Source organism: Microcoleus sp. FACHB-68 (assembly GCF_014695715.1).
Taxonomy (GTDB): Bacteria; Cyanobacteriota; Cyanobacteriia; order Cyanobacteriales; family Oscillatoriaceae; genus FACHB-68.
Genome location: NZ_JACJOT010000001.1, coordinates 42,874 through 64,675 on the forward strand (window position 1 = coordinate 42,874; position 21,802 = coordinate 64,675).

15 protein-coding genes and 1 riboswitch are annotated in these 21,802 nt (G+C 47.6%); of the genes, 5 read left to right on the forward strand and 10 right to left on the reverse strand.

What is annotated here, in order from left to right; all coding sequences use genetic code 11:
• Positions 1–577: 577 nt before the first annotated feature.
• On the forward strand, positions 578–1,780 hold the full coding sequence (locus H6F73_RS00210; protein ID WP_190756826.1) for a C1 family peptidase: 1,203 nt from the start codon (positions 578–580) through the stop codon (positions 1,778–1,780).
• Between the two features lie 256 nt (positions 1,781–2,036).
• Here H6F73_RS00210 and H6F73_RS00215 read toward each other — a convergent pair whose 3' ends face one another.
• The 4 genes from H6F73_RS00215 to H6F73_RS00230 all read right to left on the reverse strand — a co-directional run bounded on the left by H6F73_RS00215 (position 2,037) and on the right by H6F73_RS00230 (position 6,666).
• Positions 2,037–2,480, reverse strand: coding sequence for a tellurite resistance TerB family protein (locus H6F73_RS00215; RefSeq protein ID WP_190756827.1), 444 nt, complete (start codon positions 2,478–2,480; stop codon positions 2,037–2,039).
• A 248-nt stretch (positions 2,481–2,728) separates the two neighbouring features.
• Positions 2,729–4,102, reverse strand: coding sequence for a phosphomethylpyrimidine synthase (gene thiC, locus H6F73_RS00220; protein ID WP_190756828.1), 1,374 nt, complete (start codon positions 4,100–4,102; stop codon positions 2,729–2,731).
• Between the two features lie 7 nt (positions 4,103–4,109).
• Positions 4,110–4,206, reverse strand: a riboswitch (TPP riboswitch).
• Between the two features lie 332 nt (positions 4,207–4,538).
• Positions 4,539–4,946 carry a hypothetical protein gene (locus tag H6F73_RS00225; RefSeq protein ID WP_190756829.1) on the reverse strand — a complete coding sequence of 136 codons (408 nt, stop codon included), beginning with the start codon at positions 4,944–4,946 and terminating at the stop codon, positions 4,539–4,541.
• A gap of 319 nt (positions 4,947–5,265) precedes the next feature.
• Positions 5,266–6,666: a carotenoid oxygenase family protein gene (locus H6F73_RS00230; RefSeq protein ID WP_190756830.1), complete on the reverse strand. Its 1,401-nt coding sequence runs from the start codon at positions 6,664–6,666 to the stop codon at positions 5,266–5,268.
• A 901-nt stretch (positions 6,667–7,567) separates the two neighbouring features.
• Between H6F73_RS00230 and H6F73_RS00235 the strand changes: the two genes are divergently transcribed.
• Complete coding sequence (locus H6F73_RS00235; protein WP_190756831.1) at positions 7,568–7,744, forward strand: hypothetical protein; 177 nt, start codon at positions 7,568–7,570, stop codon at positions 7,742–7,744.
• Between the two features lie 673 nt (positions 7,745–8,417).
• The gene (locus tag H6F73_RS00240; RefSeq protein ID WP_190756832.1) at positions 8,418–10,364 is read left to right on the forward strand and encodes a CHASE2 domain-containing protein; all 1,947 of its coding nucleotides are present in this window, start codon (positions 8,418–8,420) and stop codon (positions 10,362–10,364) included.
• 225 nt (positions 10,365–10,589) lie between these two features.
• Here the strand turns inward: H6F73_RS00240 and H6F73_RS00245 are convergent, their stop codons facing one another.
• The gene (locus H6F73_RS00245; protein ID WP_190756833.1) at positions 10,590–11,681 is read right to left on the reverse strand and encodes a tetratricopeptide repeat protein; all 1,092 of its coding nucleotides are present in this window, start codon (positions 11,679–11,681) and stop codon (positions 10,590–10,592) included.
• Positions 11,682–11,797: 116 nt separating this feature from the next.
• Between H6F73_RS00245 and H6F73_RS00250 the strand changes: the two genes are divergently transcribed.
• A complete protein-coding gene (locus tag H6F73_RS00250) occupies positions 11,798–12,127 on the forward strand; it encodes a YbjQ family protein (protein ID WP_190756834.1) in 330 nt (109 codons plus the stop codon).
• Here the strand turns inward: H6F73_RS00250 and H6F73_RS00255 are convergent.
• From H6F73_RS00255 to H6F73_RS26270, 5 genes are all read right to left on the reverse strand, one after another.
• Positions 12,124–12,567, reverse strand: coding sequence for a YbhB/YbcL family Raf kinase inhibitor-like protein (locus H6F73_RS00255; protein ID WP_190756835.1), 444 nt, complete (start codon positions 12,565–12,567; stop codon positions 12,124–12,126). The two genes, H6F73_RS00250 and H6F73_RS00255, sit on opposite strands and share 4 nt — an antisense overlap.
• Before the next feature lie 688 nt (positions 12,568–13,255).
• Positions 13,256–13,966 carry an alpha/beta hydrolase-fold protein gene (locus H6F73_RS00260; RefSeq protein WP_190756836.1) on the reverse strand — a complete coding sequence of 237 codons (711 nt, stop codon included), beginning with the start codon at positions 13,964–13,966 and terminating at the stop codon, positions 13,256–13,258.
• Positions 13,967–14,569: 603 nt separating this feature from the next.
• Positions 14,570–17,446: an isoleucine--tRNA ligase gene (gene ileS / locus H6F73_RS00265; RefSeq protein ID WP_190756837.1), complete on the reverse strand. Its 2,877-nt coding sequence runs from the start codon at positions 17,444–17,446 to the stop codon at positions 14,570–14,572.
• A 211-nt stretch (positions 17,447–17,657) separates the two neighbouring features.
• Positions 17,658–17,837, reverse strand: a complete 180-nt coding sequence (locus H6F73_RS00270) for a hypothetical protein (protein ID WP_190756838.1) — start codon at positions 17,835–17,837, stop codon at positions 17,658–17,660.
• A complete protein-coding gene (locus H6F73_RS26270; RefSeq protein ID WP_242072281.1) occupies positions 17,812–20,208 on the reverse strand; it encodes a Ycf66 family protein in 2,397 nt (798 codons plus the stop codon). The genes H6F73_RS00270 and H6F73_RS26270 overlap by 26 nt, the downstream gene beginning before the upstream one ends.
• 273 nt (positions 20,209–20,481) lie before the next feature.
• Here H6F73_RS26270 and H6F73_RS00280 point away from each other — a divergent pair, with 273 nt between their 5' ends.
• Positions 20,482–21,795 carry a hypothetical protein gene (locus H6F73_RS00280; RefSeq protein ID WP_190756839.1) on the forward strand — a complete coding sequence of 438 codons (1,314 nt, stop codon included), beginning with the start codon at positions 20,482–20,484 and terminating at the stop codon, positions 21,793–21,795.
• Positions 21,796–21,802 lie beyond the last annotated feature (7 nt).

A 21,802-nucleotide genomic window follows, 5' to 3' on the forward strand; every position in this document is an offset into this window, starting at 1 on the left:
ACTGTAGCGCTATAAAGTGAAAAACTGCGAGGGGTTTTTCCTCACCTAGCTGCTTGGCACCTACTCGTGTTATAATTGCTAGAGAAAAATTTTTAATTCAATTCAAATAAAGTAATTTTATACTTTCCTAAAGAGAAAGCTATTGCCTTCAGGTATATTTTTGAACGCGTGCCGGTGACAAGTTTAGTCTGTGTAGCCTCAATTTGCAATCGCTATTTGTCAATTTGGAGCGCAGGCATCTTGCCGGCTGGCTGTTATCTCAGGGCGCAAGATGCTCCCACTCCTAATATTTTTACCAATGTGGGATGCACCCGAACTTTTGTTATTTTTACTGAAGTTAGCTTTTCCTGAGACGCCTTAAAATTTAACTTGGTAACTCCTTGTTAAGAGCGCTTAATTAATTTCAGCAATTTGATAAAAAACTTAGGTATTTTCCCGGAGGTATCTTTTCCTCTACTTGACAAGAATTGTAGCGAATAACTACTTGTCAGCACGCTTTCTCAACTTGACAGTCGAAAGCGGATAACCGGCAAATTTCGCAATTTTTAACCTGTCTGACAGCGCCCAAAGGGATTATATGGCTAAAAAAAGTATTGCTTCCTACTTGATCGAACGTTCCAGCGTCAAAAAACAAAGTATTGCTTCCTACTTGGTCGAACGTTCCAGCGGCAAAAAACTCAGAATCAATGGTTGCCTTCCCTCCCAGAAAAAGCCACCCAAATCTAAGCATTATACAGCCAGCCGGTTTAGCGCTTCCGAGTTGCCCATAAGGGTTGATCTGCGTCATTACTTAACGAAAGTAGAAGATCAGGGACAAGTCGCTAGCTGTACGGCAAACGCGATTGCCGGCGCTTACGAATATCTAGCGAAACGCGCAATGGGAGACGCCGGAGATGTCAGCCGGCTGTTTATCTATTACAACGCCCGAAAATTCGATGGAATCGAAGGCGATGCAGGCAGCAGCATCACCACCAGCATCCGAGTGTTGCAAGAAATGGGCGCTTGTACAGAAGGCACCTGGCCCTACGATCCGCAACTGTGGGATGAACAACCCTACACTGAAGCTTACGACGAAGCGACAAGATTTTTAATCGAAGAAGCAGAGGAAATTGATGTCCATCTGTTCGCCATGAAACACTGTCTGGCAGAAGGCTATCCCTTTGCTTTTGGATTAAGGCTTTTCAAATCTTTTGATAAAGCCGGCCACAAAGGAGGAGTCCCCATGCCGGATCTGAATCACGAAGATGGTCGCGAAGAACACGGCAATCACGCAATGCTATGTGTCGGTTATTCTGACCCCTACAAAGTATTTGTGGTGCGTAACTCTTGGGGTGAAAATTGGGGAGATAAAGGCTATTGTTACATCCCCTATGATTACATGACTAATCCTGAATATTGCAGGCAATGCTGGACAATTCGGGGTGTCAGTGACCTCGATTTTAGTGCCGGCGTCTGGGCGGAAGATGATGAGGATTTCTACACCTATGATGAAGAGGAGGAAGAAGAGTACGAATACTACTATGAGGAAGAAGAATATGAATATGAAGAGGAGGAAGAGTCAGAAGACGTAGAAAACTCTTACGAAGAAGAGGAAGAAGAGGAAGAAGAGGAAGGTTACGAGGAGGGCGAAGAAGAAGAGGAAGAGGAAGAAGAGGACGAAGAGGAAGAAGAGGAAGGTTACGAGGAGGACGAAGAAGAAGAGGAAGAGGAAGAAGAGAACGAAGAGGAAGATTATGAGGAAGGGGAAGAGGAAGAAGAGGACGAAGAAGAAGAAGAGTAATTTTTAGATTTGTAGGTTGGGTTAAGGAACGAACCCAACCTATATCAGAGGTTTAGTTGAATAATATCTACTTACTTCTGTAATAAATTCTTAGGTGGGATAGACTTTGATGCCGGCCTACCCAAGTTTTTTACAAAATTTCTGTCAATATTTCTGTCAATTCTATAGCAACCCTAAATCTGTTTCATCGTTCTTGCCGGCAAGATGCCGGCACTACAAGCGATTCAGAGAAATTTTCAGTTAAACTAAAATATCTTCATTCTTCTTCTTCTTCCTCAGCAAACACTTCATCGATAATTTCCTGCATTTCCTCTTCAGAAAGCCCTAAAGCTTCACCAAGAAGTTCAGCATACTCCGCTTCATCTTCCGTAATTGTTCCATCACCGGCAGCAATATAAAGCGCTAACTGATAAATGTCTGGAACCACATCTTCAGGAGTCGCTGCCACTGCGGCATTAAACAAAGGCCCCGGCCCTTCTCGCTTAGCAATGCCGTTGACTTTTTCTATAACCGCATCGAGTTCAGCTTTCTCTATCAGTTCCGCACCTTCCAAATAGGAATTTAACAGTTCAATTTCCTCATCGGAAGGTTCACCATCTGCATACATTGTCATCATACAGATAGCAACACCGGCTTCTTCTGGTGTCAGTTCCTCTGATATGTCCGCATCACTCTGAAAAATTACTTCGTACCGGCCCATAGATTTTAAAGGCTTAAAGGTGAGCGGTCAAAATTCTAGCATCGTTTTCTCTGTTGCCGGCAAATAACTTAATTCTTTCTTTATTAACTGATTTTTGAGTAAAAAATTAATATTTTATTAAGACAATGTCAATGTTATTTTATCAATTTACTCACTAATTTATAAAAGTTTAGTAGAAAGCTTGTCTTGAAGATAACTGCTTTAAATAATAGAGTGGGCTTTGCCCACCCTATTACTCGGTTAGCAATTTAACCTTGAGCCACCGGCTCTTTTGCCAAAAACTTCTCAAGTTCTGTTAAAGCATCAGCATCAACCTTCGTCTGCATTGGGCAGAATTTGGGGCCGCACATTGAACAGAATTCAGCGGTTTTATAGATATCCGCCGGCAATGTTTCATCGTGATATTCCCGTGCGCGTTCCGGGTCAAGTGATAACTCAAATTGCCGGTTCCAATCGAAATTATAACGGGCGCGAGAAAGCTCATCATCGCGATCGCGTGCGCCGGGACGGTGCCGTGCAATATCCGCAGCATGAGCCGCAATTTTATAAGCGATCAACCCATTCCGCACATCTTCTGCATCCGGCAGTCCCAGGTGTTCCTTGGGCGTCACATAACACAGCATTGCCGTGCCATACCAGCCGGCCATCGCCGCCCCAATCGCAGAGGTGATATGGTCATAACCGGGAGCGATATCCGTTACCAATGGCCCTAGCACATAGAAAGGCGCTTCAGAGCACTCTTCCATTTGCTTCTTGACATTAAACTCGATTTGATCCATTGGCACATGACCTGGCCCTTCCACCATCACCTGCACGTCATCTTCCCACGCCCTGCGGGTGAGTTGTCCGAGGGTTTTGAGTTCAGCAAGTTGGGCGGCATCTGAGGCATCGTGAGCGCAACCGGGACGCAGAGAGTCGCCTAAGCTGAAGGAAACATCGTATTTCTTGAAAATCTCGATGATGTCCTGGAAGTGGGTGTAAAGCGGATTTTGCTTGTGGTGATGTAGCATCCAGCGTGCGAGGATACCACCGCCGCGAGAGACAATGCCGGTGAGGCGGCTTTTCACCAAAGGCAAGTGTTCGATCAGAATGCCGGCGTGAATGGTTTGATAGTCAACCCCTTGCTGGGCGTGCTTTTCGATGACGTGAAGAAAATCATCTGGGGTCAGCTTTTCAATCGTACCGTGGACGCTTTCCAGTGCTTGGTAAACCGGCACTGTGCCGATGGGAACCGGCGAAGCGTTGATAATTGCCGTGCGAATTTCATCCAAGTTGCCGCCGCCGGTGGACAGATCCATCACGGTATCCGCACCGTATTTCACCGCTAACTTCAGCTTATCGACTTCTTCATCCAGGTTAGAAGAGTTCGGCGATGCGCCAATATTTGCGTTGACTTTGCACTTAGAGGCAATGCCAATACCCATCGGCTCTAAATTCGTGTGATTAATATTGGCAGGGATAATCATGCGTCCCCGCGCCACTTCTGCCCGAATTAAGTCAGCCGGCAGGTTTTCCCGTTGGGCGACATAGTGCATTTCTTCCGTAATCACACCCTGACGAGCGTAGTGCATTTGAGACACGTTTTTGTGTCCATGCCGCTTGGCAATCCATTCTGAACGCATATTTCATTCCCTCAATAAACAGCTTCCCTCCGCCGGTATTAGCCGGACTCAGGTTCTAAGGGTCTAATCTCAGCCTGATTATCCAGGCACCCCTAGCTTGGTTGAGGATTGTATCACTTTGATTTGCTCCAGATTGGCTTAACTCAGCAAATCTTAATGGGTTGGGTAAATAAGAGACTGGAAGTAATCGCTAATTTTACCAAGCGATCACAGCCGTATCCAACCTTGAGCGGTGCCGGCACTCTTTAAAAATCTTTCTCTCTACCCTTGCCGGTTGAGCCGTCCTCTGAGTGAAAACGCTGTTTTGCGGATTGCTCTGCTAAATTCCGCATTTCACAAATTTGTTCAATGCCAAACAACGTGTATAACCCCCCAGTAAGGCTACTGGGAGGCTATCTAGCATTTAACTTTAAAAAACCTTACAAGTTTATCCGTATTATCTCTGCGCTACGGAAACCGAACAGGCAAATTCTAAAAGCTTTGTTTGATATTCAGAAGACTTAGTCCAAGGATAATTTAATTCTTTGTAAGAGGCAACAGAGGGAATATCAAAACCGCCTAAGCGCAAAGTCCGAGTTTCTTGGGTTTGGCAATTTGCGATATTCCGACCATATTCACCATCAGGAATCACAACATCATAAACCACTAAATCTCCATCCCTTTTCAGAGTGTTGAGGTTTATATGTGCGGCTCCGCCCCGTGGGGATTCTGTTTCTGGTACGGCACTCCAAGACGCCTCGGAAAAATCTGCAACCTTAAACTCACCCGATGCGTATGCGCTCTGCGCTACTAATGCTGCTGCCCCGCAGCAGGCAATAGAAAGGATTGCGGCACATATTTTCATGGGTTGTTCCTCCTCTGATTGAGTTCGTTGCGTTCCTGTGGGAATCGCTTTTAAGCATTTAGGGGATATTATTTTCTGTGCATTTCCCCTGTTTTTTACTGACAACAATTATTGTGTTGCTGTCCTAGTTTGTTTATATCTGGTTGGAGCCGGCACAAACATCACCCCAAGGTTGTAAGTGACGGGTTTGCCGATAATCTCACCACAGGAAGAGTTGAGGAAAGTTTTTTGGGTAATTTTTCTGCGAATGAACACGAAAAACCCCGGTTGCTTTAACAAACCGGGGTTCTCTTCCTTACGATGGGGTGCATTACAAGTTTCAGACAGTTGCTTTTATTTGCTCATCAGAAACCCAGATTCCGTGAAAGCCATAAGGCACACGCTGGGGAATAATCACCCGTGCCACCGGCTCAGATTTCATATCTTGAGCATTGACAACGACTAATTCAGAAACATCGTCTTTGGCATCATAAACAAAGGTGATCAACCAGCCGGCATCCTCATCTGTTGCATCCGGATGGGGTACAAAGACAGCCTCACCGCCAAAGCGTTCCCGTCCGAATTCATGGGTTTCGGAACTTCCAGAATTGAGATCGTACTTAATCAAACCATCAAACACCGGCATCGGAGTCGCTGCGGTTTTTGCTGTGTAACCGTAGCGATGAGATCGCCCCATGAATTGTTCATTTAACCGAGGAAAATCTGAAGGGCGATCATCTAATGCTTCCTCTTGCACAGTGCCGGTTTTGAGATTAAATCGCCAACGGTATAAACGAGCAAATTCTCCCTCTGTTTCACCGGGTGTCGGTTCTGACACCAACACACTGGTAGAATTCATGCGGCAGGCAAGCAACACCACTTCATCCCCATCTTCATAGGCATTCAGGGTATGAAATACGAAACAGGGCGGACTTTCAAACCAGCGAATATTGCTATTATCTCCATGACGCGGCACAATCCCAAACCGGCTTGGACGATCTCGCTCAAACATCAAACCAGGTTGACCTTTTTGCATTCGATCCATGCGAAAAGTCAGCGGCAAATCCATAAAAATTGTGTAGTTTTCCGTGATGGCAAAATCGTGCATCATCACACCCACCGGCAGCTCAATCGGCACTGTTCGCAACAGTTCACCTTCTGCTGAAACTACACTATATTTGACGTGAGGTCGAGACGCGATCGAGTAGCCAAAAAACATCATCTCACCCGTTACCGCATCTACCTTAGGATGTGCGGTAAACGCAGAAACCAGCTTGCCATCAAAATTATAGGTGCCGGCAGTCTCCAAACCGGGTAACTCAATTGCATGAGGTTCTCCCCCTTCCCAAAGTGCCAAAAGGCGACCATCATGCCAGATTAAAGCCGTGTTTGCCGTATTTTTTCCAGGGCCGTGGGGATTATTCGGTTGCGGCGGTTCCAACAGCCCACTCCAAATCGCCTTGCCGGCATCGTGTTCAATTTTATATCCCCGCGTCCGGACATAGCGATTGCAATAGGAAGCTTTGCCGTTGCTAATTTGCACCCCATGCAACATCCCATCCCCATCAAACCAGTGATAGCGACCAATGGGTGAGAATTGCGGATTCGGGCCATTTCGCACAAACATCCCAGATAACTCAGGAGGCAACTCGCCAATCACTTTAAGATTATCTGCTGTGATTTCCTCGCGCACCGGCGCAAAATTGCCCTGTAAAAAGGGATCAACTGCTGTTACAGCCATTGTGTTTGCTCTAATGATAGATATCTCTTTATTTAAAGCTTAGCTAAAAACAGAAAATCCAGGCTCACCCGATAGGGGAGTTGTAAAAATGCCGATACACTCTATAGAATTGGTTGCCGGCTTCTGCAATAAGATATCGATCAAGCCTTGAAAATCGGAGCAACCAACCGCGTTTTTCACCAAAACAACGTTTTTTGCGCTTAGCTATCCTTAAAACATTGATAAAAAAATTACAATGACGACTTTGGAAAAGCTATTAGATGAGTTTATATTTTCTTAATTTGATTTATTTTTTTATAAGCTGTCGATATCTTTTTCTCCTTCAAAATGTATATGATCTTTAGAAGTTTCATTTATTAAGGGGATTTCCCATTTTTTAATTACTTCAGTTATTTTATCATTAACTTCAGTAAGACGCGTTTTAATTAAATATTCTGAAATTTTTCTAGTGGTTTTTATGACGGCTATTCTCAATTTTTGAGAGTATAAGTTATTCCACATAATAAAATTTAACCTTTACAGGTTGTAAATTAATACTCATACAGAGAAAATTATACTGGGGCGATTAAATACCCAACTTCACTCTTGAGATAGATATATTTTGGGAAAATAAAGCACAAATGTAGATGGCAATCCCTGTGCTGCTATACCGAGCGCTGCTGTTTAGGCACGTTGAAAAAAGCAGACTACACTGAAATCCATTCAAGAATTAATACATCAAATCATTATGCCATTGCAAAGGATAGCTTTGATCGCGCTCATTAGCCTTTTTTGCACTAGCTTAAGATCTGTCACGGTTAGTGCAGCCAGGGAAGAGGTGCCTAGCTGGGAAAACTTTAAGATCCAAAATCAGCTTGCTCGTACCCTGTCGGGACATTCAGCCGTCGTCATCAGTTAAGCTGTGGGGACAAAAAGTGAAGTGCCGGTGATCGCTGGTGTCAGTCGGGAACAAACTATCAAAATTTGGAGTTTGAACAGCGGCGAAGTCATTCATACCCTTGCCGGTCATTCTCTGCCAATTTTGGCACTGGCTATGAGCAGGGATGGGAAAATTTTAGTCGGTGCCGGCAATGACTAAACGATTAAGCTGTCGAATGTAACAACCGGCCCGCAAATTCCCCAACTGTCTGAGTCGGAGGGTGTTTTGAGTGATCAGTGCTGAGTTAGGGTGTTTTGAGAACCGGCTTCAGTTTGGTGTTTGCAACCAGGCGGACGGCCAGCCTAGGGGTTTGACACTCGCTTGGCTCAACCCCTCGACTTGAATGTAAAAATGTTTTAGTCTATGAGTAGTCTACTATCATTTTCAATAAAAAATCTGTACAAACTCGATTAACCGCAGCTATGCTATCACCATATTTTGTAAAAATACAGCGCTAACTGTTTTATAGAAAAGCGCTTGAAAATGCCTTCTCAGCAAAATAAATGATAAGAACACTGCAAAAAATAGGTTGGGTTTGAACAGACGGTGCGCTCGTAAAAGGCTAAACAATTTTTAATAAAGTTGGATGAATTTAGCCGAACCGGACAGGCGAATCAGGCGCTAAGAGCAATGAGGGTTTACCCGCAGGGAGGGTTGTTAAGCCCAGACAGATAAAAAAGGTAATCAAACCTCTGAATTGCCATTATTAACCTTTGGAAATCTAGTTATTAAGAGAGAAGCAGGTTGATTGAACAGCAAACCGAAAAACTTGTCCGCCCTGATCTCGACCTGTGTGGCACCATTGTTTCAGGGCTTTGAATCTAGATCGTCCGTGATTTCTAAGTTTTTTCGCCGGCTTCACCATAAAACACCGGACTTAACGAGTTGGGGGGCCGTCTTCATCGCCTCTATATCTGTAACCGGCGCAGTGCTGGCAGCGCGGCAGTTGGGCTGGCTGCAACCTGTAGAACTGGCGGTTTTCGACCGGATGGTGCTACGCAGGGCAGATGAAGGCCCAGATCCCCGGCTGCTGGTGGTCGCTATTACAGAAGATGATATCCAAACTCTTAAGCAATCAACGGTCTCGGATCAGTTCGTAGCCATAGCGCTGGAGAAATTACAGCAATATCAGCCGGCAGTCATTGGTTTAGACATCTTTCGAGACATTGCCCAAGGAACCGGGATCGATCAACTTGAGGTGCAACTGAAAAAGCCCAACGTGATCGCCATTACTAAAATGGGTCTGTCTAATACCGGCAGACTGGAAGTGCCGCCGCCACCAAGTGTGCCGGTAGAACGCATCGGGTTTAACGACATCCTGCAAGATGCAGACGGCGTTGTGCGTCGCAGTTTGCTGTTTGGCAACCTCACTCCAGACACCGTTCTTTACTCGTTCGCCTTACAGTTAGCCTCCAGCTATTTAGCACAGCGCGGGATCGAGCCTCAAAACAGCAAAAGTGACCCTTACCTCATCTATTGGGGAAAGGCAGCATTTACGCAGCTACAGCCCAATTCTGGGGGCTATGAAAAGCTGGATGCCCAAGGTTATCAGGTCTTGCTCAATTATCGATCCGCTCGCAATGTTGCACGCGTCGTCAGCTTGACGCAGGTGTTGTATGGCCAGATCGAGCCGGCTTGGATAAAAGACAAAATCGTTCTCATTGGCTACACAGCGCCAAGTAAAAGAGACCTTTTCTTGACCCCCTACAGTCCCAGCCAAAAGCAGGAACCCAAGATGGCTGGGGTATTGGTTCACGCGCAAATGGTTAGCCACATCCTCACGGCAACCCTAGGAGAACGCCCTCTGTTCTGGTTTTGGCCAGAATGGGCGGAGGTGTTGTGGGTTGGGTTCTGGGCAGTTGTTGGGGGAACTTTGGCTTGGTATGTCCGCCATCCGGTGGGGCTGATCATGAGTGTAACCGGGGTGGTTGTGATCGTGTTTGGCACCAGCTTTTATCTGTTCACCCGTGCCGGTTGGGTTTCCACCGCAACGCCGGCTTTAGCCACCTTAGTCACTGGTGGTTTAGTTCTTGCTTACCGGGGCTATCAAGCCCAACAGCAACAACAAATGGTCATGAAGCTTTTGGGGCAAAATACTTCCCCCGAAGTGGCTGAGGCGCTTTGGAACAGTCGCGATCGTTTACTCAAGTCGGGAAAGCTTTCCGGACAAAAGCTGATCGCCACCATGATGTTTACAGACCTTAAAGATTTCAGCACGATCTCAGAACAAATGCCGCCAGAAGTTTTGCTGGAGTGGTTAAACGAATATCTCAGCGTTTTGAGTGAGACGGTGCGGGAGCATAAAGGCATTATTAATAAGTTTACCGGCGATGGCATTATGGCCGCGTTTGGAGTGCCAATGGTTCGCAGCAGTGATACCGAGATTGCCGAGGATGCGCGTCATGCCGTGTCTTGCGGGATGGCATTTGGAGAACGCCTCAAGGAAATTAACGCGGACTGGCAGCGGCGGGGGTTGCCGGTGGTTCAAATGCGGGTAGGGATTTTTACGGGGCCGGTTGTTGCCGGCAGTTTGGGGGGCAAAGAGCGGATGGAATACGGCATCATTGGCGATAGTGTTAACATTGCTTCCCGGCTAGAAAGTTGCGAGAAAGACCGGCAATCTAGCATTTGCCGGGTGTTAATTGCTAAGGAAACTTTGGTTCACATTGAAGATGAGTTTTTCGTAGAACACTGGGGTCCCCTGGCTTTGAAGGGTAAGCAGCAAACGGTTGATGTTTACCGGGTGGTTGGCCGCCGGTCTGTGAGTCCAAGTCAGTAAAGGTTCTGCCGGCAATTGGGTTTTTTTCAACCGCAGATCAACGCAGATGTGAGTGATAGCCTACTGTTGGGTATAGGTCGATAAGTCTAGATGAACTTCGTTTCTGGGGCAGTGGAGACGTTATATGTTCGCGTTTCCAGGGTACGAAACTTGAGAAAAATGAAGAATTAAGAGACTCTATTTTCAATGCTTAATTCTTCATTTTTACCTGAGTTCTAAATCTAATCAGTTTTTGAGTTCTCGCAGCATTTTATCAACTTTTTCCACCCATTCATTGTTGCCCTGCTTTTTATAGAGTTTGCGGGCTTCCTCAAAGGCTTCTTTTGCTTCTTTCTGGCGATCGCGACCTTTAAATGCTAGAGCCAGGTTATAGTAAGCTCCCGCATTTTCAGGAGCGAGTTCAATAACCTCTTCGTAAGCCACAATCGCTGCTAAATAATCCTGCTGTTGCAACCGAACGTCACCAATTGCCGCTTGTGCTTCTACAGATTTGGGATTAATGGTTATAGCTTGTTTATAAGCTACGAGAGCACGAGCCAAATCATTTTGCGCTTGATATATTTTGCCAACTTGGAAGTGAATGTCAGCATTACGCGGCTCTAGTTGGGCAGCTCGTTCTAATTCCACTCTCGCAGCGTTTAAGTTGCCTTGCGCCAAGTAAGCGGTGCCTAAACCCAGCTTCACACTTGCTTGCCTGGGAGCCATTCCAGCGGCTCGCTGCAGCACCTCAATTGCTTCCTGATGCCGGCCTTGCCGTACGAGCGATAACCCCATCGACTCATAAGCCTTCCAGTATTTGCCGTCAAGATCAATGGCTTTTTGAAACGCATTCTCAGCGCCTTTGTAGTCTTCCTGGCGCATCAGCACAACGCCTAGTGCCACCAAAGCATTCATGTTTTTCGGATCAATTTGGGCGGCGCGACGATAGGCACCGGCAGCACCGGCATTATCGCCGGCTTGAGCTAAACTGAATCCCAGCGCGTATTGAAAATCTCCATTATTGGGTTCAATGGCAACGGCTTGCCGGTAGGCTTCTGCTGCTGCTTCGTAGTTTGCCTGACGCGCTTGCACGTAGCCTATGCCAGAGAAAATTCGGGCGTTTTTGCGGTCTAAGTTGGCTGCTTGTTCGTAAAGTGTTAAGGCGGTGGGAAAATCTCCTTTGTTCACTAATTCACGGGCTTGCTGGAGAAGTTTGCCCAGCTGTTGGTTGTTGTTGTTTTGCGCCACAAGTGCTTGAGCTTGGGCGACAGGTGGCTGGGTGGCGGGGAGCGATCCCAACAACCAGAAACTGACGACGAACAGAGTTTGCTTTTGCACGGCCTAAGATATTCCTGCCAAATCTAATGTGCTACTGTTGCTTCAATATTCAATCAGCCATGATTGATATTGATATCCGGATTTGTGCGACTTTTTTCACATTGCGAGGACAACCAATGATTGTAACAACAACTGACGTTCTTCAAGGGATGGTCATTCAAGATTATTTGGGGATTGTAACGGCTGAAGTGGTTTACGGCACCAACGCTGTGCGAGATTTTTTTGCCGGCATTCGCGATATCATCGGTGGGCGTACCGGCAGCTACGAACAGGTGTTTGAACGTGGGCAACGGGATGCACTTGCAGAACTGGAACAACGCGCTCAGCGTATGGGTGCAGATGCGGTGATTGGCGTCGAAATAGACACCGGCACGATTAACATTGACGGAGCCGGCAGTCTGTTGCTCATTACTGCTACCGGCACCGCCGTGAAGCTACAGCGCTAAGATTTTCGGGTGTAGTGTCCTACGAGTTCTGCTGTGGCCAAAATGTGGCTTTCCATCGCTCTCAACAAATCGTCCTTTTCGATCCCAGCTTCGAGTTCCAGGTTGTCATTCAAGGCGTAGAGTTTGAAAAAGTAGCGGTGGGTGCCGCTTGGGGGACAAGGGCCACCATAACCAAATGTGTCAAAATTATTTTTTCCTGGGAAGCCGCCGGGATTGCTTACATTCTCTGGCAGTTGGCGAGTTTCTGCCGGCAAGTTGTAAAGAACCCAGTGGACAAATGTCCCCCCTGGTGCATCGGGATCATCAACGATCAGCGCGAAGCTTTGGGTTTCTGCCGGCACTTCATCCCAACTCAGCGGTGGGGAAATATTTTGCCCATCGCAGGTATATTTAGCGGGGATCAACTGGTCTACAGCAAAAGCGTGACTTTTAAGTTTCATAGGCTCAATCAGCGTTTGTGTTTATATCGGACTAGGATTGGTTGTAGAGACAGATTTTAACGTATCTTGACAAAAGTCGAGAAATCCGCTCCCCATCAACCCTGTCAAACCCGCACTTTGCCGAATAAAAATTTGCCGGTTTATGTCAGTGACAAATTGATTAATTTGAGCCTGTCTAAAAAATTCTGGAAAGCTTTTTCTGAGTAAAACTTATAGAATAAAAAAAGATGAGGATTGGTTTTCTGGAGATGAAGCTTGAAAATCAGAAAGCTCAAAGATTGAATTTGAAGTAACACAAATAGTGGTGAAATATCTAGAGAACATTTGAATCAAAAGTAAAACCGATTCAGCTTTCCCAACACACTTTCGGTTACATAAGCCAACACAGATTCACAATTGCTGAAGTTGAAGATGCGATTCGCCGGAGCGCGTGGCAAACGGCTGAACAAAATCGTCTTGAATCCCGTAAACATTTCTCCTAGGATACGGTCAGGGTATTAAGTCAATAGCATTCTGGCTAGAAGATTGCGGCTCTAGATGCTAACACGCTCCGAGAAAGTTTGGCTGTATCAATGTAACGATGGGAACCCACAGAAGTTTTTGTTCTGGGTTGGCTTCATAACGGCAACAGCAGCACCCAGGATTTTAGGAGAAGCTGCCTTTTCAATGATTCAAGCAGAAGGGATGGTCAACTCTCAGTTGGGGATGCTTCTCTAAACCACTCTAAGGCTTTCTGAGCAATTGGCCCAGGAACCGTATGAGGCCCATCAAATTCCTCGTATACCACCTCATAGCCGGCTCGCTGCATTACAGGTACAATTCGACGGCTACATCGATCAATTCGTAGAACCTCGTCCCGTTGGCCGTGAGAGATGAACAATTGGGGTTTGCCAACTTGGGCTGCCGGTGACATGAATCCGGGTGAGAAGGCAACGACATGGGTAAACAAGTCGCCATTGGTGACGCCAACCGAGAGAGCATAGGAAGCGCCATCAGAGAAGCCGGCAACTGCCAGCCGGCTTGGATCTATGGCATAACGGCTGAAGGTCTGTGCCAGTGCCCGATCCATGAAGGCAATGTCGGGTCCATACTGACCCATAATCACATCCCAAGTCTGCCGGCGTGAGTCTACAGCGAGCAAAATCGTCTCGTATGGATCTGCTAGGCTGCGAACGATATTCAGTGCGCCCTCAGCGTCGCCTCCTGCACCGTGTAGCATCAAGACGAGAGGGGCGGGACGCTCAGGGCGATAGCCCTTGGGCACGTAGAGGAAGCCATCTCGCTTAACATCCAACTTCAACGGATGGAGTCCGGGAATTCCGGCTTCTGTGGGCTGACTTGGACGAGAACGCAATCGTCCTTCAGTCGCAGCTGAACCAGCTTGCTTCGAGCTTCTCATAATCGATAAGTCCTGTTTTAGGCAACTGGATATTTGAGAGACAGCGAGGGGTAAGACAACAGCGGCTACCCCAAACCGAAGAAGTTGTCGTCGTGTCCAGTTAGGGAGAAACCGATTATATTGCCTCATAGCGTTTGTCCTATTAGGCATTTCCTGAGCCTACACCGGAGGACATAAGTGTCCCGGTGCGGGAAAATATAGAAATCTTCTATATCTGTGTGTTTGACAATCTCAAAGACTTTATCCAATCAGTGAAAATTATGCCTCCACGCTAAGACGTTCGATGGTTTCTTATCCTCTCTCTTTCGGAAGATTCAGGCTCATTGAATTGTTAACTTTCCACGTGACATAATACACAATAATCGTGCCGATTTTAACCTAGAATTGTTCAGCTAGTTTATTCCAGTTAAGATAATGGAGATTCGCTACTTTGAAACTAAAAATTATTAGTAGGTTAGAACTAGAAAAACTGTTTCTAAACAATTATGAATTGTTCTGTTTAAGCTTCGCCAAGCAACGCAACAGGGTAGGAATCATTATAAGACAATAAAAAAGATGCCGAGATAAACAACCGGCATCTTTTCCTCTTTTCATTTCACAGGTTTAAAACTGCCCAGCCAACGCCGGCTCGCATCTTTCACAAATTAAAGGATGCTCGGTTGATTCACCAACATGAGTTGAGTAATTCCAGCAGCGATCACATTTCTCTCCATCTGCTTTAACAACGCCAATTCCCAGCGCTTCAGATTGGGATTTATATTGTACTCCTTCCAGAGATGCCGGTGAATCTAGTAATTCCACCTCAGAGGAAATAAATAGGTAGCGCAGTTCATCAACGCCGTTTCCGTCTAAGCTATCAGGGTTGATCGTTTGCATCTGCCGGCGCAATTCTGCATCAGCAACATAGAGCAGCACTTTCGCTTCTAAAGATGAGCCAATTGTTTTATCTTTGCGGGCTTCTTCTAGAACTTGGTTAACTTCACCGCGAATTTGCCGCAATTGCTGCCAGACTTGCGATAATTCTGGTTTTTTCCAGCTATCTTCTACTTTTACCCAGCCGGCTTCAAACACTGATTTTTCAGCGGTTGAATAAGGGATATACTGCCAGATATCTTCTGCCATGTGGCAGAGAATCGGTGCAATCGCTTTGGCTAAGTTTTCCAGAGCAATGACTAGCACAGTTTGACAACTGCGACGTCGGAAAGCATCGGGGGCGCTGATATAAAGCCGGTCTTTGGCACTATCTAAGTAGAAGTTCGATAAATCGACGACACAGAAATTCTGTACAGCTTGGAAAACTCGATCAAATTCAAAATTCTCGTAGGCTGCTTTAACTTCTGCAAAAACTTCTGTCATCCGGTGCAGCATATATCGATCAAGCTGCGGCAGTTGTTCGTAAGGCACAGCATTTTGAGTTGGCTCAAAATCATGCACATTGCCTAATAAAAACCGCGCTGTGTTGCGAATTTTTCGGTAAACATCTGACATTTGTTTCAGAATGTTTTTCCCGAGAGGAACATCGGAAGAATAATCGACCGATGACACCCACAAACGCAGAATATCTGCCCCATAAGGCGGTTCTGTTTGTTGATTTTTGCCGCCTTCAATGACAATTTTTGGGTCAACAACATTGCCCATCGATTTGCTCATCTTGCGGCCTTTTTCATCGAGAACAAAGCCGTGAGTTAAGACCGTTTTATAGGGCGCACAGCCGTTATTTGCCACGCTGGTGAGTAAACTGGATTGGAACCAACCGCGATGCTGATCGGAACCTTCCAGATACATATCAACTGGATAGTGCAATTCTTCGCGCTGTCTGGCGACTGCTGCCCAAGATGAGCCTGAGTCGAACCAAACGTCCATTGTGTCGCTGCCTTTGCGGTAGGTTTTGCCGTTGTTGCGATAGGATGCCGGCAGCAATTCTTCAACCGGCAGTTCCCACCAAGCATCTGAACCTTTTTCTGCCACAATTGCCTGAACGTGGGAGATAGTTTCTTCATTCAACAGGGGTTCGCCGGTTTCTTCGTCATAGAAAACGGGAATGGGAACGCCCCAATTACGCTGACGGGAGATACACCAGTCAGAACGTTCTGAAACCATTGATTTAATCCGGTTTTCCCCTTGGCTGGGAATCCATTTCACTTCGGCAATGGCTTTCATCGCTTCTTCCCGGAAGCCTTCAACGGAAGCAAACCACTGTTCCGTTGCCCGAAAAATAGTCGGTTTTTTGGTACGCCAGTCGTAGGGATATTTGTGAACGTAGGGTTCTTCTTTAAGTAAGGAACCGGCTTCTGCAAGAGCTTCAACAACAGCGCCGTTGCCTTCTCCCAGCACATTCATACCGGCAAACTGACCGGCTTCTGCGGTAAAGTTGCCATCTTCATCCACCGGCGCAAGCACCTGCAACCCATAACGCTGTCCAACTTGATAGTCTTCTAAACCATGTCCGGGTGCGGTGTGTACCAAGCCGGTGCCGGATTCGGTGGTGACATAATCGCCGCCGATGACAATTTCACTCTGCCGGTCAAATAATGGGTGCCGGTAGCTGGAATGTTCTAGCGCCGCGCCTTTCACTGTGCCTTTGACGGTTAAATTTACACCTAGTGTTGCGGAAAGGCGTTCAACTAAATCAGCAGCGACAATTAAATATTTGTATTTAACTGAATCTTCAGCCGTTTCTACTAGGGCGTAGCTAAGTTCAGGGTTAACGCTGACAGCTAAGTTAGCGGGGATTGTCCAAGGGGTTGTTGTCCAGATAGCGACGCCGAGAGCCGGTAAATAACTCTGCCATTGTGCCGGCACAGTTGACGCCAAATCTGTCATCTCGAAGGCAGCATAGAGGCTGCGCGAAGTGTGCCCTTCGGGATATTCCAGTTCGGCTTCAGCGAGGGCTGTTTTTGAACTCGGACTCCAGTGCACCGGCTTGCGTCCCCGGTAGATATAGCCTTTCAAGACCATCTGGCCAAATACGCCAATTTGTGCTGCTTCGTATTCGGGTTTTAAAGTCAAGTAAGGGTGTGCCCAGTCGCCCCAAACGCCGTAGCGCTGGAAGTCCTGGCTTTGCTGTTCCACCGTTTTAACGGCAAAGTCACGGGCTTTGTGGCGCAATTGCAAGGGCGTGAGTTGTTTGCGCTCCTCTTGCTTCATTTCTTGCAACACTTTCAGCTCAATGGGTAAGCCGTGACAGTCCCAACCAGGGACATAGCGAACCTTGCGCCCTTGCAGCAGTTGGTAGCGGTTGATGATGTCTTTGAGAATTTTATTTAAGGCGTGCCCAATGTGGAGTGCGCCATTAGCGTAGGGTGGGCCATCGTGCAAAATAAACAACTCGCCGGGATTTTCCTGCGACAGCCGTTCATAAATCTGTTGCTCTGCCCAAAATTTTTGCAATTCCGGTTCCCGTTTGACAGCGCTAGCCCGCATATCAAACTTAGTCTGGGGCAAGTTGACGGTATCTTTGTAAGTTTTCGCTTCTGTCACAATCGACCCCGAACGATAGTAGAAGGGTAATTAAACCCTCATTCTATCGCTTTGAGTTCAGTTAGGAGTATTGGGAATGGGGCTAGGCTGCGCCAACCTAAAGGTATGGGCATAGGGGATTGGGCATTGGAAGAGGAGAGTGCTGAGATTTGAGATTTGAGATTGAGTTTTGAGTGAAAGAGCATGGAGAGTAAGCTTGGCTCCCCTCCCTTCACCTCCGCCCAGCACAGCCGCTCAAGCTGAGTGCTGAGTGCTGACTCCGATGCCCCATGCCCAATGCCCCATCCCCAATGCCCCTACCTTTAGGTTGGCGAAGCCTTGACCGATGCCCCATGCCCCATGCCCAATGCCCCATGCCCCATGCCCTATGCCCCTTTTCCCTCGTCACCATTGGGATTGTTCTTAGATTTGGCTTCCGCAGAGCGTTTAGCTGGTTCTACGAGGGCGGGATCTTGTCTGCCGGCTCGCATTACTTTGGCTACGTTATCCTTTTGGGCGGCTTGGGGCGGGGTTGGGGCTGCCGGTGGGGTGGGTTCTGATGCAGATGGGGTTGCCGGTGCCGGTGGGGTGGGTTCTAATTCTAGCGGGGTTGCTTCCAGGGGAGGAATATCAATCGCTTCTGCCGGCTCAGGTTCCGCCTCTGCACTTACTTCTAAGTTTTCCTCGTCAGAACCTTCTGCCGGCGGGGCGAGTTCGACTTCGGGCGCAATTTCCTCAATCGGTACTTGAGATTGTGAGGAATCCGTGACTTCGTGAGCCGATTCTTGGGCTGCTTCTACGAGTTCGGGACTTGGAGGGTTGGGGGGAATTGCTTCCAGCCGGCTTTCTGATTCAGAGGTTTCTGCCTTTGGCGCGGTGGGTTGAATTGGGATCTCAATACTTGGCGTCGGGAATTGTGCTTCTGATGCAGATGGGGTTGTTAGTGCCGATGAGGTGGGTTCTAATTCTAACGGGGTTGCTTCCAGGGGAGGAATATCAAGCGCTTCTGCCGGCTCAGGTTCCGCCTCAGCGCTCACTTCCAGGTTTTCCTCCTCAAAACCTTCTGCCGGCGGGGCGAGTTCGACTTCCGGCGCAATTTCCTCAATCGGAACTTGAGATTGTAAGAAATCCGTGACTTCGTGAGCCGATTCTTGGGCTGCTTCTACGAGTTCGGGACTAGGGGGATTGGGGGGAATTGCTTCCAGCCGGCTTTCTGGTTTAGAGGTTTCTGTCTCTGGCGCGGTGGGTTGAATTGGGATCTCAATACTTGGAGTAGGGGCGTCTGCTGTCGTCTCTATGCTGCTATCAGTAAAGGTTGTCGGCTCAGTTTGAATCGTTAATTCTTCAACAACAACTGTGACAGGCGCATCGGGATTATTCGCATCTGTGATAATTGTTGTTGATTCTGAGACAATCTCTGCATCGGTAATCCGTGTCTCAACCACAGATACCTCAAGCACTGCATCCACTTCCAGGGGTGACTGTTCTTTTGCCCTCCTGGAAACAGTTGCCGATGAGGGTGTTTTCCTTTCAGGCTGAGTTTGCTGAGTTTTCGGTTTTTTAACTTTATTCAGCAACCCTTGAATACCATTTTGCAGAGTGGAGATCAAACCGGCTACCGGCGCAAGCAGTTGATTTGCCCCACCACCGGCTGCTGTGGTCGGTTTAGTCGGGCGTGAATCCTGATTGCCCTTCAGTGCAGCGGGCTTCTGGGGTGGTTTTACAGGTGTTGGGGGTGCCGGCTCAAACAGCTCATCGTCAAATTCGTCTTCTTCTAATGTGTCAAATGTGTCAGATTCGCCGGTTGCGCCTTCTAGTGCGGCGGCGGCAGGCATATTTTCAATATTGGTTGTTACCGGCATCTGCGCCGGCTGGGTATCTCCGGTTGCCGGCTCAATTTGTTCGGGCGCTTCCGCATTTGTTGTTACCGGCTGAGTATCTCCGGTTGCCGGTTCAACTTGTTCGGGCGCTGAAGGCATTTCCTCTCTTGCGGAAATAAACGCTTCTTTAACCGAAGAAATTTCCGGATTCAAAACTTCTTCTTGAGGCGCATCTAAAGCATCAGGCGCAGGCTTTGGCGGCAGGCTTTCTAAATTCAGGGCTTCTTGCAGAGGTGCATCTAAGACTTCAGGCGCAGGCGTTGCGTTTGGGCGTGCGTCTGGGGGCAAGATTTCTTCCAAGGGGACTGACTTGGCTGCCTGCTCGATTTCCTCGTAAAGCGTTTCTGCCATTGCCGCCACAATGGCTTCTTCTGAAACCGGCATTTCTTGCCTAATCGTTTCCTGAGAAGCCGGTGTTTCTAACTCAGTTGCAGCTTCAACCAGCTCATTAACCGAGGAACCCTCAACTTCAGCGACAGGCTGGGGGATTTGAGCCGGCTGGGGAATATCTGCTACCGGCACAACTTTATTTTCAACGGGAACCGGAGCCGGTTTAGACTTACGTTTGAAGAGGTTTGTCAACCCTCCGCCTACCTGAGATACACCCGCCGTTAACTTCTCTGGTTCCGCGATTTGAGTGCGTTCTTGAGAGGGGGTGACTTCCCTTCTTAATTTCAAAGTTTGCCAACCCAACCAACCGAGTAAGCTAATGCTGGCTGTTTCTCCCAATAGTACAGCGCCGGTAATTCGTCCAGCACAGAACCACAACACCAAGGCATAAAACAGTCCTACGCCACTCCAAATAAAGTCCCCTTTACGATGGACTTCAGGAAAAAAGAAAGCAGCCATGTAAAGGGCGAAGCTACCAAGAGCGACTGTCAACGCCAGAATGTATGAAAGCATCTTGCCGGTATCTCCCGCTGTGAACTATTTAGACAAACCGCCGATTCGTCTTATCAGGCTCATTCTATCGTTCCTATAGCCTCTTGATCTCTATCTTTTGGGACAATGCTGTGATCTCGGCTTGCCGGCGCTGGTTATGGGTAAAGGATTTTATCTCGCTTGTCGGTGACGGAACCGGGCGTAACTGTTACCATCGTCTTGCTGTACAAAGTCTGACAAATTTTGCAATCTGGGCGCTACCACCGGAACGCTACGATCAACGGGGGAGTTGTGATGAGATTGAATCGTTCGCTTTCTGCTGTAATGCTTGTTTGCGCCGGCCTTTTTATAGAGCCGGTGTTCGCTCAAACGCCTTTGCAAGTCCTAGCACGCGCTGCTATCTCTGAAAGTTCTTCTGAGTCTGCCAAGGCAATTGCAGCGTTACGCGCCCAAGGAGCAAAAGGAATTGAGGCGTTTTTAGAAGTCTATGGCAGTGAGTTGCAGCGCAGCCAACTTCAAGGCAACCGTTCCCAAATGCAACGACTCGGTAGTGTACTAGACGCAATTTGTCAGCAGCGAGACTGCTACGCCTCACGCTTGTACTGGCATACGGATTTAGAACAAGCCAAGGCTGTTGCAAAAGCCACCGGCAAACCAATTCTGTCGTTGCGTTTGCTAGGCCGGCTTGATGAAGAGTTGAGCTGTGCCAATAGCCGGTTTTTCCGCATCGCGCTGTATCCAAATGCTGAAGTTTCTAAGATTCTGCGAGATCGCTTTGTTCTGCACTGGCAATCAGTACGACCGGCACCTAGAGTAACGATTGATTTTGGAGACGGACGCCGGTTAGAGCGCACCCTCACCGGCAATAGTATTCATTACATCCTTGATGCTGACGGACGCCCCGTTGATGCTTTGCCCGGATTGTATGGCCCTCAAGCTTTTGTGAAACATTTATCAAAAATAGAAGAACTTGTCAAGCAATCTTCTCAGCTCACCGGCAGCCAGCGCCAAGCATTTCTAAGCCAGTATCACAGCGCCCGCCTTGCGGATATTGAAGTCGCTTGGACAGCAGATTTATCCAAACTGGGGATATCCTTGCCGTTGCCGGTGGGAGTGAATAATCTTCAGCCGGGAAGCAATCCCCCCACCGCTTTAGAAGCCGGTGAATTGGCAATGAGCAAATCGAGGATCGAATTGCCCATTGTGCGAGCGATTTCGCCCACACTCCAGACACTCCCAACCGTCATGGATGATGCAAAATGGGCAAAACTCGCCGAACTCCACGCCGCAGACGCCCGTCTTGATGCCAATAGCCAAGCGTTGATGCGAAGTAAGAATCCGCAAGCCTATGCCGGCAAAGGTGAAAATGCTTTAGTGCCGGTTCTGCCTAATTTTGAGCAAGCGATCGCTTTAGATACGGTTCGCAACGAGTATTTATTTCACACGCAGATTCACGAGTGGTTTGTGCGCGGAGAAAGTACCGACGATGTGGCAACGTTAAACGAACGGGTGTATGCAGAACTCTTTCTCACTCCTAGTTCTGATCCCTGGTTAGGACTATTCCCCGCCGGCACCTACACCGGCATTGAGAATGACGGAATTAAGTGAGTGAAAG

Excerpts from the sequence above, each read along its gene's own strand:
- H6F73_RS00270 (WP_190756838.1), bottom strand. The coding sequence starts at position 17,837 with ATGGTGACGAGGGAAAAGGGGCATAGGGCATGGGGCATGGGGCATTGG.
- thiC (WP_190756828.1), bottom strand. The coding sequence starts at position 4,102 with ATGCGTTCAGAATGGATTGCCAAGCGGCATGGACACAAAAACGTGTCT.
- H6F73_RS26270 (WP_242072281.1), bottom strand. The coding sequence starts at position 20,208 with ATGCTTTCATACATTCTGGCGTTGACAGTCGCTCTTGGTAGCTTCGCC.
- H6F73_RS00280 (WP_190756839.1), top strand. The coding sequence starts at position 20,482 with ATGAGATTGAATCGTTCGCTTTCTGCTGTAATGCTTGTTTGCGCCGGC.
- H6F73_RS00250 (WP_190756834.1), top strand. The coding sequence starts at position 11,798 with ATGATTGTAACAACAACTGACGTTCTTCAAGGGATGGTCATTCAAGAT.
- H6F73_RS00260 (WP_190756836.1), bottom strand. The coding sequence starts at position 13,966 with ATGAGAAGCTCGAAGCAAGCTGGTTCAGCTGCGACTGAAGGACGATTG.
- H6F73_RS00255 (WP_190756835.1), bottom strand. The coding sequence starts at position 12,567 with ATGAAACTTAAAAGTCACGCTTTTGCTGTAGACCAGTTGATCCCCGCT.
- H6F73_RS00225 (WP_190756829.1), bottom strand. The coding sequence starts at position 4,946 with ATGAAAATATGTGCCGCAATCCTTTCTATTGCCTGCTGCGGGGCAGCA.
- H6F73_RS00230 (WP_190756830.1), bottom strand. The coding sequence starts at position 6,666 with ATGGCTGTAACAGCAGTTGATCCCTTTTTACAGGGCAATTTTGCGCCG.
- H6F73_RS00215 (WP_190756827.1), bottom strand. The coding sequence starts at position 2,480 with ATGGGCCGGTACGAAGTAATTTTTCAGAGTGATGCGGACATATCAGAG.
- H6F73_RS00210 (WP_190756826.1), top strand. The coding sequence starts at position 578 with ATGGCTAAAAAAAGTATTGCTTCCTACTTGATCGAACGTTCCAGCGTC.